This window comes from Leifsonia sp. RCC_180, from assembly GCF_058138205.1.
The window spans coordinates 1,651,265-1,664,447 of the sequence record NZ_CP200340.1 but is presented as its reverse complement, the minus strand read 5'-3'; the positions used below and the strand labels follow the sequence as shown (position 1 = coordinate 1,664,447).

Genomic DNA, 13,183 nt, shown 5'->3' with positions numbered 1-13,183 from the left:
CGGGCGAGGCCCGGCACGGCGCGTCGCGTCAACTCAGCGAAGCTCGGCGGGGGAGCAGGCACCAGCCGGCCGTGACGGCGGCGATCAGCGCCGTCGCCAGCCACCCCGCTCCGACGCCGCCGAACGAGGCGACCAGCACCAGGATCGACGTCCCGAGCGCCGTGCCGAGCTGGGCTCCTGTATTCAGGACTCCGCTCGCGCTTCCGGAGAGTCGATCGGGCACGGTCGTCCCGATCGTCGTCGCGGCGACGGAGGACAGCCCGAGCCCCGCGCCCGCCAGAGCGACTCCGACAAAGACGCCCCACCACATCCCGACGGTAAGCGTCATGAGCAGGCAGCCCAGAGCGATGGTGCCGATCCCCATTCCGCACACCGCGTACGGGCTGAACCGGGCGAGAAGGGCGCGGGTGCTCGTCGACGTGATGATCACGGCGACGCTGAGGGCCATTAGCGTGAGACCGGTGGCGATGGGATCGAGCCCGAGGCGGTCCTGTAGAAAGAGCGTCGCGAGCACGGCCGTCGAGCTGGTGGTCGCCGTGTTCACGAAGGAGAGGCCGGTGCCGTGCCGGAGCGGGCGCGAGCGGATGGCTTCCCTCGGGATGAGCGGCGAAGCGGCTGTGCGCAGCCGCAGCGCGAGCAGCGCGCCGAGCACGACACCGATGACGATGCACGCGATTCCCAGGACGAGCGTCGACGGCTGCTCGAGCCACGCAGCCCCGGCGATCACGGCCATCACCGCCAGGATGAGCAGGGCGGCGCCCAGCGCATCCAGCGGCACCCGCTCGTTCTGCTCACTCAGGTGCGTGACGGTGACCGCGATCCCGGCGATGAGCCCGGCCGCCAGCGGCAGATTGACCCAGAAGACGGCCGGCCAGCCGAAGGCCTGCACGAGGATGCCGCCGACCAGGAACCCCGACGCACCCGCGGCAGCTCCGGTCGCGCTCCAGGCCGCGAGAGCTCCCCGGCGGCGCCTGTCGTCCGGAGTCGCGGACAGTAGCAGCCGTAGCGCGGACGGCACGGATAGCGCGGCGGCCGCCCCCTGGAGTGCGCGTGCGACCAGCACCCCGACCAGTCCGGCTCGTCCCCAGAGCCCCGCCGTCGCTCCCAGCACCGACACCGCCCCGAACAGGGCGACGCCGGTGAGCAGGATGCGGCGATGGCCGAAGCGGTCGCCGAGTCGCGCGCCGAGGATGAGGACCCCGCCGAAGAACATCGCGTAAACCGTCGCGAGCGGGCCGGCTGCGGACGCCGGCGCCTCGACACCGGCGAGGATCGCGGGGATCGCCGTCGTCGCACTCGTGACCCCCAGCACGTCGACGAACTGCACCAGGCACAGTACGGTCACGGCCCCTCTGCGCATGCCCGCCACCGTACCCGGCGCCCCCGACATCCGGCTTTTCGAGGTGTCATCGAGAAAATCCTTGCTTTGCGCCGCAACCTGGCAATAACCTGTAGGGCTGCCGTGTTGCAGCATGACGGATGCATTCATCGAGGCTGGGAGGAAGCCATGACGACGACCGAGACCGCACGAAAGACCACCGTGCCCGGGTTCGTCGCCGCCCTCGCGGCCTCCACCCGACCGTCGGGGCACTAGCTCTCCGCCCCCACCGCTGCGCGTCGTCCGCGCGCAACGCACCGTGAGCGCCGGCGGGCGCCCACGCATCCCCAACACGGGGCCTGCCCACGAGGTCAGGCCTTCGGCGACTCCTTCGCGTGCTCGCCGCCGACCCACGATGTCGGACCACTCACAGAAAACGGATCATCCATGTCTGTCGACCAGACGCCGAACACCCAGACGCACTCCATCCAGACGCCGCAGAAAGCCACGAACACTAAGCGGTCGAGCACCGCGCGCACCCTGCTGCGCATCCTGCCCTTCGCCAAGTCCGCCGCGCCCCGCATCGTGCTCGGGATGGTGGCCGCGCTGCTCGCCAGCCTGGTCGCGCTGAGCATCCCGCAGGTGCTGAAGTGGCTCGTCGACGGTCCGCTGTCGACCGGTGACCCGTCCGCGGTGTGGCCGGCGGCCCTGCTCGTTGTGGGGCTGGGAGCTGCGGAGGCGGTGTTCATCTCGCTGCGGCGCTGGTTCGTGCTCACCCCGGGCACCCACGTCGAGGCGCGGATGCGCAACGCGCTGTACGCGCAGCTGCAAGACCTGCCCGTCGCCTTCCACGACCGCTGGCCGAGTGGCCAGCTGCTGTCACGCGCCGTCAGCGACCTCAGCATGATCCGTCGCTGGCTGTCGTTCGGCATCGTGCTGCTCGTGGTCAACGTGGTCACGATCGTCGTCGGCTTCGCCATCCTGATCGGCTGGAACTGGATCCTCGGCCTCATCTTCCTGGTCTGCTCGATCCCGCTGTGGATCTACGGGTTCGTGTTCGAGAACAAGTACTCCGTCATCGCCCGGCGCAGCCAGGACCAGGCCGGAGACCTCGCGACCGCGGTCGAGGAGTCGGTGCACGGCATCCGCGTGCTCAAGGCCTTCGGTCGCGGCAAGCACGCGCTGAAGAGCTTCGAGTCGCAGGCGGAACAGCTGCGCGGCACAGAGATCGAGAAGGCCAAGGCGATCGCCGGCATCTGGCTGTGGCTGCTCATGGTCCCGGACATCGCGTTCGGCATCAGCCTGGTGGTCGGCGTCTGGCTCGCCTCACAGGGGCAGCTGTCCGTCGGCGAGCTGGTGGCGTTCTTCGCCACCGCGACCGTGCTGCGCTTCCCGATCGAGTCGATCGGGTTCCTGCTCTCGATGACCTTCGACACCCGCACGGCAGCGGACCGCTACTTCGAGGTGATGGACGAGGTCAACACGATCACCGACCCCGCCGACCCCCAGAAGATCACCGACCCGCGCGGCGAGCTGGTCTTCGACGACGTGCACTTCCGGTACCAGGACTCCCCGGAGCGCTTCCCCGACCTGCTCGACGGCATCCAGCTGACGGTGCAGCCGGGGGAGACGATGGCCCTGGTGGGGCTGACCGGCTCGGGCAAATCGACGCTGACCGCGCTGACGACTCGCCTGTACGACGTGACCGGCGGCGCGATCCGGGTGGACGGCGTGGATGTGCGCGACCTCACCCGCTACGACCTGCGCAAGGCGCTGGCGATGGCGTTCGAGGATGCGACCCTGTTCTCCGCCTCCGTCCGTGACAACGTGCTCCTCGGCCGCGACGAGCTCGATCCCACGTCGGCGGAAGCCGAGCGGGTGCTGACCGAGGCGCTCGAGATCGCCCAGGCCGGCTTCGTCTACGACCTGCCAGAAGGGGTGGAGACGAAGGTCGGCGAGGAAGGGCTGAGCCTCTCGGGCGGTCAGCGGCAGCGCCTCGCGCTGGCGCGGGCCGTGGCGGCGAACCCGTCCGTGCTGGTGCTCGACGACCCGCTGTCGGCCCTCGACGTCGACACCGAGGCCCTGGTGGAGGCGGCGCTGCGGCGCGTCCTCGCCGCGACCACGGCGCTCATCGTGGCGCACCGCCCCTCCACGGTCATGCTGGCCGACCGGGTGGCGCTGCTCGAGGACGGGCGCATCACGGCCGTCGGCACGCACCACGAACTGCTCGCGACCAGCGAGCACTACCGGTTCGTCATCTCCAGCCTGGAGGACGAAGAAAACGACGAGATCCTCGAGGAGGTGAACCTGTGAGCACGACGAATGTGCTGGGCGTCGAAGGCGAAGAGCGCAACGATCTCAATGCAGCGGAGAGCCGGCAGGTCCGGCGCCGCTCGCTGCGCCTGCTGGGCTCGCTCATGCAGCCGCTGCGGATGCGGTTGGTGCTGACCGCGATCGTGGTCGTGGTGAGCACCGCCGCACAGGTGGCGGGCCCCGCGATCATCGCGTTCGGCATCGACAACGGCCTGCCGGCGCTGATGAAGCAGGACTGGTTCCCGCTGGCTGCCGCCGGCATCGCCTATCTGTTCACCGGCATCATCGGCGCGGTCCTGATCGCGTGGTACACGGTCCTGAGCGCCCGGATCAGCCAGGCGATCCTGATCGACCTGCGCAAGCGGGTGTTCCTGCACACGCAGCGGCTGTCGCTGGAGTTCCACGAGTCGTACACCTCCGGACGCATCATCTCGCGTCAGACGAGCGACCTCGATTCGATCCGTGAGCTGCTCGACTCGGGCATCAACCAGCTGGTGCAGGGCTTCCTGTACATGCTGTTCATCGGGATCGCCCTGTTCTCGATCGACTGGCTCAGCGGCGTGGTGCTGCTGGCGTCGCTGGTGCCGCTCTACGTGCTGACCCGCTGGTTCCAGAAGCGGTCGCAGGTGCTGTTCCGCATCTCGCGGGTGGCGTCGGCGAAGCTGATCGTGCACTTCGTGGAGACCATGACCGGCATCCGTGCGGTCAAGGCGTTCCGCAAGGAGAAGCGCAACGAGAAGGAGTTCGGCGGCCTGGTCGAGGAGTACCGGGATGTGAACGCGCGCGTCATCCAGCTGTTCGGGATCTTCGACCCCGGGCTCGTGATGATCGGCAACGTGACGGTCGGCGTCGTGCTGCTCGTCGGCGGCTTCCGCGTCGCCGACGGCCAGCTCGCGATCGGCGTGCTGCTCGCGGTGCTGCTGTATACGCGCCGGTTCTTCGACCCGATGGAGGAGATGGCGATGTTCTACAACTCCTACCAGTCGGCGGCCGCGGCGCTGGAGAAGATCTCCGGCGTCCTGGAGGAGCAGCCGAGCGTCCCGGATCCGGTGAAGCCGGTCGACCTCTGGTCGGCGCAGGGTCACGTGCGGTTCGACGACGTCACCTTCGCCTACAAGAAGGACCGCGTCATCCTGCCCGCGTTCACGCTCGACATCCCGGCTGGTCAGACGGTCGCTCTCGTCGGTTCCACCGGTGCGGGCAAGTCGACGCTGGCGAAGCTCATCTCGCGGTTCTACGACCCGAGCGAGGGCTCCGTGCAGCTGGACGGTGTGGATCTGCGCGACCTGCACCCGAAGGACCTCCGCCGTGCGATCGTGATGGTCACGCAGGAGGCGTACCTGTTCAGCGGTTCCGTCGCGGACAACATCGCGCTGGGTAAGCCGGATGCGACGCGCGACGAGATCGTGCGGGCCGCCGAAGCGGTGGGTGCGCACGAGTTCATCGAGGGTCTGCCGAACGGCTACGACACCGACGTGAACAAGCGCGGCGGCCGGGTGTCCGCGGGGCAGCGACAGCTGATCTCGTTCGCCCGGGCGTTCCTGGCCGACCCGTCGGTGCTCATCCTGGACGAGGCGACGAGTTCGCTCGACATCCCGAGCGAGCGCCTGGTGCAGGAGGCGCTGCAGACACTGCTGGCCGATCGCACAGCCGTGATCATCGCGCACCGTCTGTCGACGGTCGCCATCGCGGACCGGGTGCTGGTGATGGAGCACGGACGCGTCGTCGAGGACGGCACGCCGGACGACCTCATCGCAGGCACCGGGCGTTTCGCCCAGCTGCACGCGGCCTGGCGCGACTCGCTCGTGTAGCGGGCGACGCTCCGACGGAATTCCGGCGGGGACCACGGGGAAGCCCTCCCGTGGTCCCCGCCGCCTGTCTCCGGACGGCGAGGGTTGATCAGCCGGCCGGGGACCAGGTGGTGCGCGCACGCGCCGGGCGCAGGACGCGGTGCCTCGCCGGGCTCGTGCGGACGGTTCGGGTGCGTGCGGTGAGCCCGTCGCGAAGGACGACGACCTCCGCACCGGCGTCGATGTATGCGCTGGCGGACGCGGGGTCCGCGTAGCGCTCGCTCCGGCCGGCGACGACGGTGATGCAGTCGGCCACGAGGGTGCGGCCGGCGGTGGCGACCACGGTCGTGCGCGAGATCGCGGGCGCGACGAGGGAGCGGACCGTGCGGCCGAGTTCCGCCCAGTCGGTGGGTCGCATGGCCGGCCGCCCGCCGAAGACGTCGCCAAGATCGAGTGTGTGCACGCGTTCGCCGGTCTCCGCGGCGAGGGCGGCGAGATGCCCGAGGGTGCTGACCGCGCTGCGAAGATCGGCAGCGAGACGAGACGGTTCGCATGCGCCCAGCGACAACCCAGCCACGCACACGCCTAGCGACACCGCCCGGCGCGTCGCCGCGACCGCCGCTTCTGCGGGCATCCGCAGCAGCACGGAGGTTCCGGCGGGCGCAGCGACGAAGGCGTCGAGTTCGTACGGCTCATCCACGACGAACAGGCGGACGCCGGACTCCCACGCGGAGCGCCGGTCCTGCCAGCGCGCACCGGAGACGGCGTAGAGCGCCTGGCCGAGGTCGATGCCGGCACGGCGCAGGGCGGGCACGGCGGCGGGATGCGACAGGGTGAACTCTGCGCCTTCGGCCGCGATCGCCCGCAGGAGTTCGGGATGCGCCAGCGCGCTCACGTCGAATCGCACGTCCATCCAGGGCAGGGCGTCGCGGAGTTCCCGCAGGCGTTGCGCCGCACGCGGGAGATCGAACAGCACGACCGGGAGCCCGAGGGAAGGGCCGTCCACCGCGACCGCCCCGGTCGCCGCGGTGGAGCCCACAGCAGCGCCGGTCGGGTCGGCGGTTCGGGTCACGGTGGACATCGCCATCTCCTCGGGTGGATCGTCGATCCGCTCTCACCGGGCGGACGTCCCCACCGTTCGGGTCGGTGAGGTTGTCTCATATAGTCGTCCTGCCGTGAGTGGCCCGCATCCGGGGGGTCACCTCATTCCGATTGCGTGGAGGCACGGATGAAGCCGGGGGTCAGTGCGGAGATGATGGACGACATGTCCCTCCGTGTTGTGATCGTCGACGACCACGAGCGGTTCCGAGCTCAGGCGGCCGAACTGCTGCGCCTGGAGCGTTTCACGGTCGTCGGAGACACCGATACTGCCGCCGGCGGCGTCGAGTTGAGCAGGCGGCTGTCCCCGGATGTGGTGCTCCTCGATATCGGCCTCCCGGACGCCAGCGGCTTCGATGTCGTCACCGCCGTGCGAGCGACCGGCGCCGTCGTGGTGCTCACTTCGAGCCGGTCGGCGAACGACTACGGCAGGCGCGTGGCGGACAGTGGCGCGGAGGGCTTCATCAACAAAGAAGAGCTGACCGGTGAGGCGATCCGCATCCTGCTAGGGTAAGCGCGTGAGCGGGGGACAGACAGAGGGTTCTCGCGCGCTCCGGGTGGCCGTCGCCGACGACGCAGTGCTTCTGCGCGAAGGGATCGGCCAGATCCTGCGCGCGGGGGGCATGGACGTGGTCGCCTCGGTGGACACCGCCGAGGAACTCCTCGGCGCGGTCGCTACCGACGGCCACGTGGATGCGATCGTGCTCGACATCAAGATGCCGCCCACCCACACCGACGAGGGACTCCGCGCGCTGGAGCAATTGCGCGCAGGCGGCTCGCGGGCCGGCATCCTGCTGCTCTCCATGTACACGACCGCGTCCTACGCCATCCGGGCGATGAGCGCCGGCAGCGGCACCGGCTACCTCCTGAAGGACCGGATCGCCGACGCCGACACCCTGGTCACGGCCGTGCGGACGGTCGCGCGCGGCGGCTCGGTCGTCGATCCGGAGGTCGTGCAGCTGCTCGTCTCCGCCCGCTCCTCCGAGGCGACGGTCGAGGGGTTGTCGGCCAGGGAACGCGATGTGCTCCGGCTGATGGCAGAGGGCCGCTCGAACGTCGGCATCGCCGGTGAGCTGCACCTGAGCCTGCGCACCGTCGAGTCGCACATCGGGCACATCATGGCGAAACTCGGAGTGGAGGACTCGACCGAGGGGCATCGGAGGGTGCTCGCCGTCCTTCGCTTCCTCGGCCGGGACGCCTGACCGGCATGGACGCCGGGCGTCCTGGAGCCCTCCGCTGGGGGATACGCGCGCTCGCCGTCACCGTGGCGCTCGCCTCCAATGTGCTCGCCCAGGTTCTGAGCGCCACGACCGGGAACTATGGCCCACGTCCCTCCGGCGCCGGCTGGGCGATCGTCTTCGTCGCGGTCGCCATCGACTACCTCATCTGCGCAGTGGTCGCCTGGCGGCTCGTACGCAGCCCGATTCCCGGCTGGCTGATGGTGGGTGCGGCCATCTTCTGGTCCGCCGGCGCCTGGTATCCGATGGTCCGGCCCTGGGGATGGGTGTGGCCGTGGGTCGCGGGGGTCACCGACCTCTGGGCGGTTCTGGTCGGCGTCCTGGTGCTCTGCTACCCCACCGGCCGGCTGGTGGCGCGCTTCGATCGCGCGCTCGTGATAGCGGTGTCGGTGGCATTCGTGGTACGGCTGGGCGGCATCCTGCTGTTCTCCTCGCCCGAGACAACCGAGTGCGGCTGCGCGGCGAACCCGTACGCAGTGCTGCCGAGCGACACCGCCGACTACTGGCTCGGCATCGCCTGGCGCGGCGTCGGCCTGATCTTGATGCTGACGGTCGCAGCGCGGCTGATCGCCCGCTGGTTCACCAGCTCCCTCCCGGCCCGCCGGGTCGCCTTCGTGATGCCGCTGGCCATCCTGCTCTGGTGCTACGGCACGGTGCAGGACTCGCTGAGCTTCGCGCTCGGCTGGGACGGCGGCTGGCTGCAGTTCATCCCGCCTATCGCCATCGCGCTCATCCCACCCGCCTGGGTCGGCGGGGTGCTGTATGCGAGGGGACTCCGTTCGCGGGTCGCCGACCTCGTGATCGTCGCCCGCGACAAGGTCGACCGCGGACTCTGGGAATCGAGTCTCGCGCGCACGCTGCACGACGGTTCGCTGCGCGTGTTCTGGTGGGACGAACCCCTGCAGAGCTACCAGACGAGCGACGGCCAGCGGGTGCCGGATGCGGGCCTCATCCAACGGCCCGGCCGCTCCACGCTCGCGATCGACTCCGACCAGGGTCCGATCGCCCTCATCGAGCACGACGTGGCGCTCACCCAGGACGACCGGCTGCTCGACGCGGTCTCGTCCGCGCTGCTGCTGTCGGTAGACAACGACCGGCTGCGCGCGCGCTTGGAGCGAACCATCCAGGAGCTGCGGGAGTCGCGGCTCCGCATCGTCGAGGAGGGGTACCTGGCCCGGAGGAAGCTGGAGCGCGACCTGCACGACGGGAGCCAGCAGCAACTCGTCTCGCTGGCGATCAGCCTGCGCATCGCGACGGCGAAGGCCGAAGCACGCGGGGATGAGGAACTCGCGCTCGACCTCCAGCGCGCTTCGAGCCAGCTGGCCGACGCGCTGCGCGAGCTTCGGGAACTCGCCCGCGGCATCCACCCCACCGTGCTCAGCGACGGCGACCTCCGCTCGGCCATCGAGGAGCTCGGGTTGCGCAGCCATCTGCCGGTGGAGGTGCACGTGGAGATCGCGGAGCGTCTTCCCGAGGTGATCGAGGAGACGATCTACTACTGCGTCTCCGAGTGCCTGGCCAACGCCGCAAAGCACGCGAGGGCACGCAACTCCACGGTGCTCGTGAGTCGAGCCGACGCTACTGTCACGGTCGTCGTGAAGGACGACGGTCAGGGCGGGGCGAGGATCGAACCCGGCGGCGGGCTGGAGGGCCTGCGCGACCGCGTGGAGGCGGTCTCCGGCCGCGCCGACGTCCGCTCGGTGGAGGGGCTGGGCACGATCATCGAACTGACGATTCCGGTGCCGGTGTCCTGATCGGGCTCAGGATCGGCCCTACTTCGTCGGGGCTTTCGCAGCCCACACCTGGTCGCCGACGGTGAACGCCGACCAGCCGCCCGGGCAGCCGGACGCCTTCGGGGGGAGGCCGTCGACCGGCCACCAGCTGTCCTGGATGTCCGGCTTCGGCATGGGGACCGACTTCGTGCAGACTTTCGGGATGACGTGCGTCTTGGAGGTGTAGGTCAGGATCGCGGTTCCCGCCTGCGTGTCGTAGTCGACACGGATGATCGTCGCGTCGTCCGGAATGAAGGTGGGGGAGCCGAAGACCGCTGTGTTCGAGGCCTTCATCTCCTTCGCGGTGTCCCAGATGGCGGAGTCGACGTGCGGCTCGAAGGCGCTCACCACCGAGCAACCGGACAGGGCCAAGGCGAGGGCGGACGTCGTCGCGATGACTCCGGCGGTACGGATGCGGGGCACGGCAGCTCCAGGGTAAGGGGACAGGGTTCTCTTACGAAGTGAACACTACGGAACTGAACGGTTCATCGGTCGGAGGAATGATTCCGCGCGTCGTGCTGCGGTTCGTGTGACCCGACGCGAGCGGCCCGCAGGTCCACGCGATACAGCGCGCTGCCGCCCCCAAGCAGCGGCGTGCCCTCGGCACGGTAGTGCTGCAGGGCGATGTGCTCGTGATTGACAGCCGGATGGCCGCTCGCCCGCACAACACGCCACCACGGCACGTCGCTGCCGTAGTAGGCCATGACTTGGCCGACCATCCGCGCGGCGCGCGAGCCGAGAGTCGCGGCGACATCGCCGTACGTCATGACCCGACCGGGCGGGATGGCGTCGACGACCTCGAGGACACGCTCGACGAACGAGTCGCTGCCGGGCGCGGCCTCTGTCGACCGATGGTCCGTCGGCGCATCCTGCGTCAAAGGTGGAGCGCGCCGATCGTCTCGCCGTACTGCGTCTCGGCCACCGGCTGGAAGCCGCTGCGCAGGAAGAACTGCTCCGGGCCCTGCTCGCCGGGCTCCCAGATGACGTGGAGACGGTCGTGCCCGCGGGCGCGTGCCTCGTCGGCGAGGGCGCGGACGGCGAACGTGCCGATCCCGCGACCCTGATCGTCCGCATCCACATTGATGCGCCAGAGGATCGCCTTGAACTCGTCGTGCTCCGCGTTCGGGTCGAAATTGCCCATGATGAAGCCGACCACCTCGTCGCCGTCGAGCACGACGCGCTGCCACGATGTGTTCGGGTCGGCGACCGCGGCCGCAGCCGAGTAGGAGACCGGAGCGATGAACTGCTCCTGGCCCGGCTTCAGTGTCAGCGCGTTCGCCGCCACGACGGTCCGCGCGCTCAACTCTTCCAGTCTCAACTCAGCCATGACGAAAGGGTAACGTGCGGGAACGATCGCAGCATAGTCGCGCTCTTCCCGACCGTCCGCCGAGAGAAACTGTCTCGATGTCAAGATAGTTGTCGCGCTCAGGTAAGCTGTCGTCGGCGTAAAACGGCAGACACCTCAGGAGAACCATGGACAAGATCAAGGTTGACGGAACGGTCGTCGAACTCGACGGCGACGAGATGACACGCATCATCTGGAAGGCCATCAAAGACTCTCTCATCCACCCGTACCTCGACGTGAACCTCGAGTACTACGACCTCGGCATCCAGAAGCGCGACGAGACCGACGACCAGATCACGATCGACGCCGCTCACGCCATCCAGAAGCACGGCGTCGGCGTCAAATGCGCGACCATCACGCCCGACGAGGCGCGGGTCGAGGAATTCGGGCTGAAGAAGATGTGGAGGAGCCCGAACGGGACCATCCGTAACATCCTCGGCGGCGTCGTCTTCCGCGAGCCGATCATCATCTCCAACATCCCGCGGCTGGTGCCGGGCTGGAACAAGCCGATCGTGATCGGCCGTCACGCCTTCGGCGACCAGTACCGCGCCACCGACTTCGTCTTCGACGGCCCGGGGACGCTGACCCTCAGCTTCCAGCCGACCGACGGCGGCGAGGCCCAGTCGTTCGAGGTCTACCAGGCGCCGGGCGCCGGCGTGGCGCTCGCCATGTACAACCAGGACGCGTCGATCCGCGACTTCGCGCGCGCATCCTTCAACTACGGTCTCGACCGCCAGTACCCGGTGTACCTGTCGACCAAGAACACCATCCTGAAGGCGTACGACGGCCGCTTCAAGGACCTCTTCCAGGAGGTGTTCGACGCCGAGTACAAGGACAAGTTCGAGGCCGCCGGCCTGACCTACGAGCACCGCCTCATCGACGACATGGTCGCCTCCAGCCTCAAGTGGGAGGGCGGCTACGTCTGGGCCTGCAAGAACTACGACGGCGACGTGCAGTCCGACACCGTCGCGCAGGGCTTCGGATCGCTCGGGCTCATGACCTCGGTGCTGACCACTCCGGACGGCTCGGTCGTCGAGGCGGAGGCCGCGCACGGCACGGTGACCCGCCACTACCGTCAGCACCAGCAGGGCAAGCCCACGTCGACCAACCCGATCGCCTCGATCTACGCCTGGACGCGCGGCCTCGCGCACCGCGGCAAGCTCGACGGCAACCAGGACCTCATCGACTTCACCCACACCCTCGAGGACGTCGTGGTGAAGACGGTCGAGGAGGGCAAGATGACGAAGGACCTCGCCCTCCTCGTCGGCCCCGAGCAGAAGTTCCTCACTACCGAGGAGTTCCTCGACGCGATCAGCGAGAACCTGAAGACGCGCCTGGCCTGAGCCTCGTCGCTCGCATTCGTGCCGAATGTGGGCTTTCGCGCTGCGGAAGTCGACATTCGGCACGAATCGTTAACGGGGATGGTGCGCAGCGCGGGTCAGCGCGCGGTCCAGCCGCCGTCGATCGCGAGGGTCTGGCCGGTGACGAGGGATGCGGCGGGGGAGGCCAGGAACGCCACCGCGCCGGAGACCTCGCGCGGCACACCGATGCGGTGGAGGGCCGCGATGCGCTCGACGGTGTCGGCGCGGAACACGTCGTCCGAGAGAGCCGCCGACGTGCCGTCGGTCTCGATGAAGGTCGGTGCGACGGCATTCACCCGGATGCCGTACTGGCCCCATTCGACCGCCAGGCAGCGGGTGAGGTGCACGACCGCCGCCTTGGCGGTGCAGTACGACGACTCACCGGGGAGCGCCACGAGTCCCGCCTGAGAGGCGATATTCACGATCGAGCCGCCTCCGTTCGCGAGCATGCTCTTCGCGACGTGCTGCGATAGGAAGAACGTCGAGCGCGTGTTCAGCCGCCAGACGTGGTCGAAGTCGTCCTCGGTGACCTCCAGCGCGGCCGCATCGATGCCGCCGCCTGCGTTATTGACCAGGATGTCGATCGGCCCGAGGTCGGCGGTGACCGCGTCGATCGCCGTGCGGCAGGCATCCAGATCAAGCACATCCATGCGGATGGCCGTCGCCTGGACGCCGAACGCGCGCAGCGCGTCGACCAGCGCGGCCGACCCCTCCGGGTCGCGGACGCCGAGCACGACGTCCGCCCCTTGGCCGGCCAGCTCCAGCGCGATCTCCCGCCCGAGTCCGCGGCTGGCTGCCGTGACGAGGGCGCGCGATCCCGCGAGGGAGAACGGGGCACGGCGGGATGCTTCGGGAGTGGGTTCTGTGGTCATGGCGGGAGCCTAGCGCGGGGTTGCGGGGGCAGCGCGGGCGGCGATTGCGGCCATCCTCGTTGTGCGTCGAATCGGG

Annotated in this window: 12 protein-coding genes; 6 read left to right on the top strand and 6 right to left on the bottom strand. The window is 69.2% G+C overall.

Going from position 1 to position 13,183, the window contains the following annotated elements; all coding sequences use genetic code 11:
* Nucleotides 1–28: 28 nt before the first annotated feature.
* The gene (locus AB7E03_RS08215) at nt 29–1,360 is read right to left on the bottom strand and encodes an MFS transporter (protein ID WP_489940903.1); all 1,332 of its coding nucleotides are present in this window, start codon (nt 1,358–1,360) and stop codon (nt 29–31) included.
* 405 nt (nt 1,361–1,765) lie between these two features.
* Between AB7E03_RS08215 and AB7E03_RS08210 the strand changes: the two genes are divergently transcribed.
* Together AB7E03_RS08210 and AB7E03_RS08205 are read left to right on the top strand one after the other, a co-directional pair.
* Nucleotides 1,766–3,631: an ABC transporter ATP-binding protein gene (locus tag AB7E03_RS08210; RefSeq protein WP_489940901.1), complete on the top strand. Its 1,866-nt coding sequence runs from the start codon at nt 1,766–1,768 to the stop codon at nt 3,629–3,631.
* Nucleotides 3,628–5,442 (top strand): ABC transporter ATP-binding protein, encoded by a 1,815-nt coding sequence (locus tag AB7E03_RS08205; RefSeq protein WP_489940899.1) that lies wholly within the window; start codon nt 3,628–3,630, stop codon nt 5,440–5,442. Before AB7E03_RS08210 ends, AB7E03_RS08205 begins: the two co-directional genes overlap by 4 nt.
* 88 nt (nt 5,443–5,530) lie before the next feature.
* On the opposite strand, the gene AB7E03_RS08200 is transcribed toward AB7E03_RS08205, so the two are convergent.
* A complete protein-coding gene (locus AB7E03_RS08200) occupies nt 5,531–6,502 on the bottom strand; it encodes a type III PLP-dependent enzyme domain-containing protein (protein ID WP_489940897.1) in 972 nt (323 codons plus the stop codon).
* 183 nt (nt 6,503–6,685) lie between these two features.
* On the opposite strand from AB7E03_RS08200, the gene AB7E03_RS08195 reads away from it, so the two are divergent.
* The 3 genes from AB7E03_RS08195 to AB7E03_RS08185 are packed head-to-tail and all read left to right on the top strand — an operon-like array spanning nt 6,686 to nt 9,511.
* Entirely contained in the window at nt 6,686–7,033 is a 348-nt protein-coding gene (locus AB7E03_RS08195) for a response regulator (RefSeq protein ID WP_489940895.1), read from the top strand.
* Between the two features lie 4 nt (nt 7,034–7,037).
* A complete protein-coding gene (locus AB7E03_RS08190; protein WP_489940893.1) occupies nt 7,038–7,721 on the top strand; it encodes a LuxR C-terminal-related transcriptional regulator in 684 nt (227 codons plus the stop codon).
* A gap of 5 nt (nt 7,722–7,726) precedes the next feature.
* Complete coding sequence (locus AB7E03_RS08185) at nt 7,727–9,511, top strand: sensor histidine kinase (protein WP_489940891.1); 1,785 nt, start codon at nt 7,727–7,729, stop codon at nt 9,509–9,511.
* Nucleotides 9,512–9,529: 18 nt separating this feature from the next.
* On the opposite strand, the gene AB7E03_RS08180 is transcribed toward AB7E03_RS08185, so the two are convergent.
* From AB7E03_RS08180 to AB7E03_RS08170, 3 genes are all read right to left on the bottom strand, one after another.
* Nucleotides 9,530–9,952, bottom strand: coding sequence for a hypothetical protein (locus tag AB7E03_RS08180; RefSeq protein ID WP_489940889.1), 423 nt, complete (start codon nt 9,950–9,952; stop codon nt 9,530–9,532).
* A 62-nt stretch (nt 9,953–10,014) separates the two neighbouring features.
* Nucleotides 10,015–10,407 carry an MGMT family protein gene (locus AB7E03_RS08175; RefSeq protein WP_489940888.1) on the bottom strand — a complete coding sequence of 131 codons (393 nt, stop codon included), beginning with the start codon at nt 10,405–10,407 and terminating at the stop codon, nt 10,015–10,017.
* Nucleotides 10,404–10,856 carry a GNAT family N-acetyltransferase gene (locus AB7E03_RS08170; RefSeq protein ID WP_489940886.1) on the bottom strand — a complete coding sequence of 151 codons (453 nt, stop codon included), beginning with the start codon at nt 10,854–10,856 and terminating at the stop codon, nt 10,404–10,406. Before AB7E03_RS08170 ends, AB7E03_RS08175 begins: the two co-directional genes overlap by 4 nt.
* A 146-nt stretch (nt 10,857–11,002) precedes the next feature.
* Here AB7E03_RS08170 and AB7E03_RS08165 point away from each other — a divergent pair, with 146 nt between their 5' ends.
* Complete coding sequence (locus tag AB7E03_RS08165) at nt 11,003–12,217, top strand: NADP-dependent isocitrate dehydrogenase (RefSeq protein WP_489940884.1); 1,215 nt, start codon at nt 11,003–11,005, stop codon at nt 12,215–12,217.
* Between the two features lie 95 nt (nt 12,218–12,312).
* Here AB7E03_RS08165 and AB7E03_RS08160 read toward each other — a convergent pair whose 3' ends face one another.
* A complete protein-coding gene (locus AB7E03_RS08160) occupies nt 12,313–13,107 on the bottom strand; it encodes an SDR family NAD(P)-dependent oxidoreductase (protein ID WP_489940882.1) in 795 nt (264 codons plus the stop codon).
* Nucleotides 13,108–13,183 lie beyond the last annotated feature (76 nt).

What these genes read in the sequence shown, in the direction of transcription:
- AB7E03_RS08185 (WP_489940891.1), top strand. Translation starts at nt 7,727, where the DNA reads ATGGACGCCGGGCGTCCTGGAGCCCTCCGCTGGGGGATACGCGCGCTC.
- AB7E03_RS08170 (WP_489940886.1), bottom strand. Translation starts at nt 10,856, where the DNA reads ATGGCTGAGTTGAGACTGGAAGAGTTGAGCGCGCGGACCGTCGTGGCG.
- AB7E03_RS08160 (WP_489940882.1), bottom strand. Translation starts at nt 13,107, where the DNA reads ATGACCACAGAACCCACTCCCGAAGCATCCCGCCGTGCCCCGTTCTCC.
- AB7E03_RS08200 (WP_489940897.1), bottom strand. Translation starts at nt 6,502, where the DNA reads ATGTCCACCGTGACCCGAACCGCCGACCCGACCGGCGCTGCTGTGGGC.
- AB7E03_RS08210 (WP_489940901.1), top strand. Translation starts at nt 1,766, where the DNA reads ATGTCTGTCGACCAGACGCCGAACACCCAGACGCACTCCATCCAGACG.
- AB7E03_RS08195 (WP_489940895.1), top strand. Translation starts at nt 6,686, where the DNA reads ATGTCCCTCCGTGTTGTGATCGTCGACGACCACGAGCGGTTCCGAGCT.
- AB7E03_RS08215 (WP_489940903.1), bottom strand. Translation starts at nt 1,360, where the DNA reads ATGCGCAGAGGGGCCGTGACCGTACTGTGCCTGGTGCAGTTCGTCGAC.
- AB7E03_RS08165 (WP_489940884.1), top strand. Translation starts at nt 11,003, where the DNA reads ATGGACAAGATCAAGGTTGACGGAACGGTCGTCGAACTCGACGGCGAC.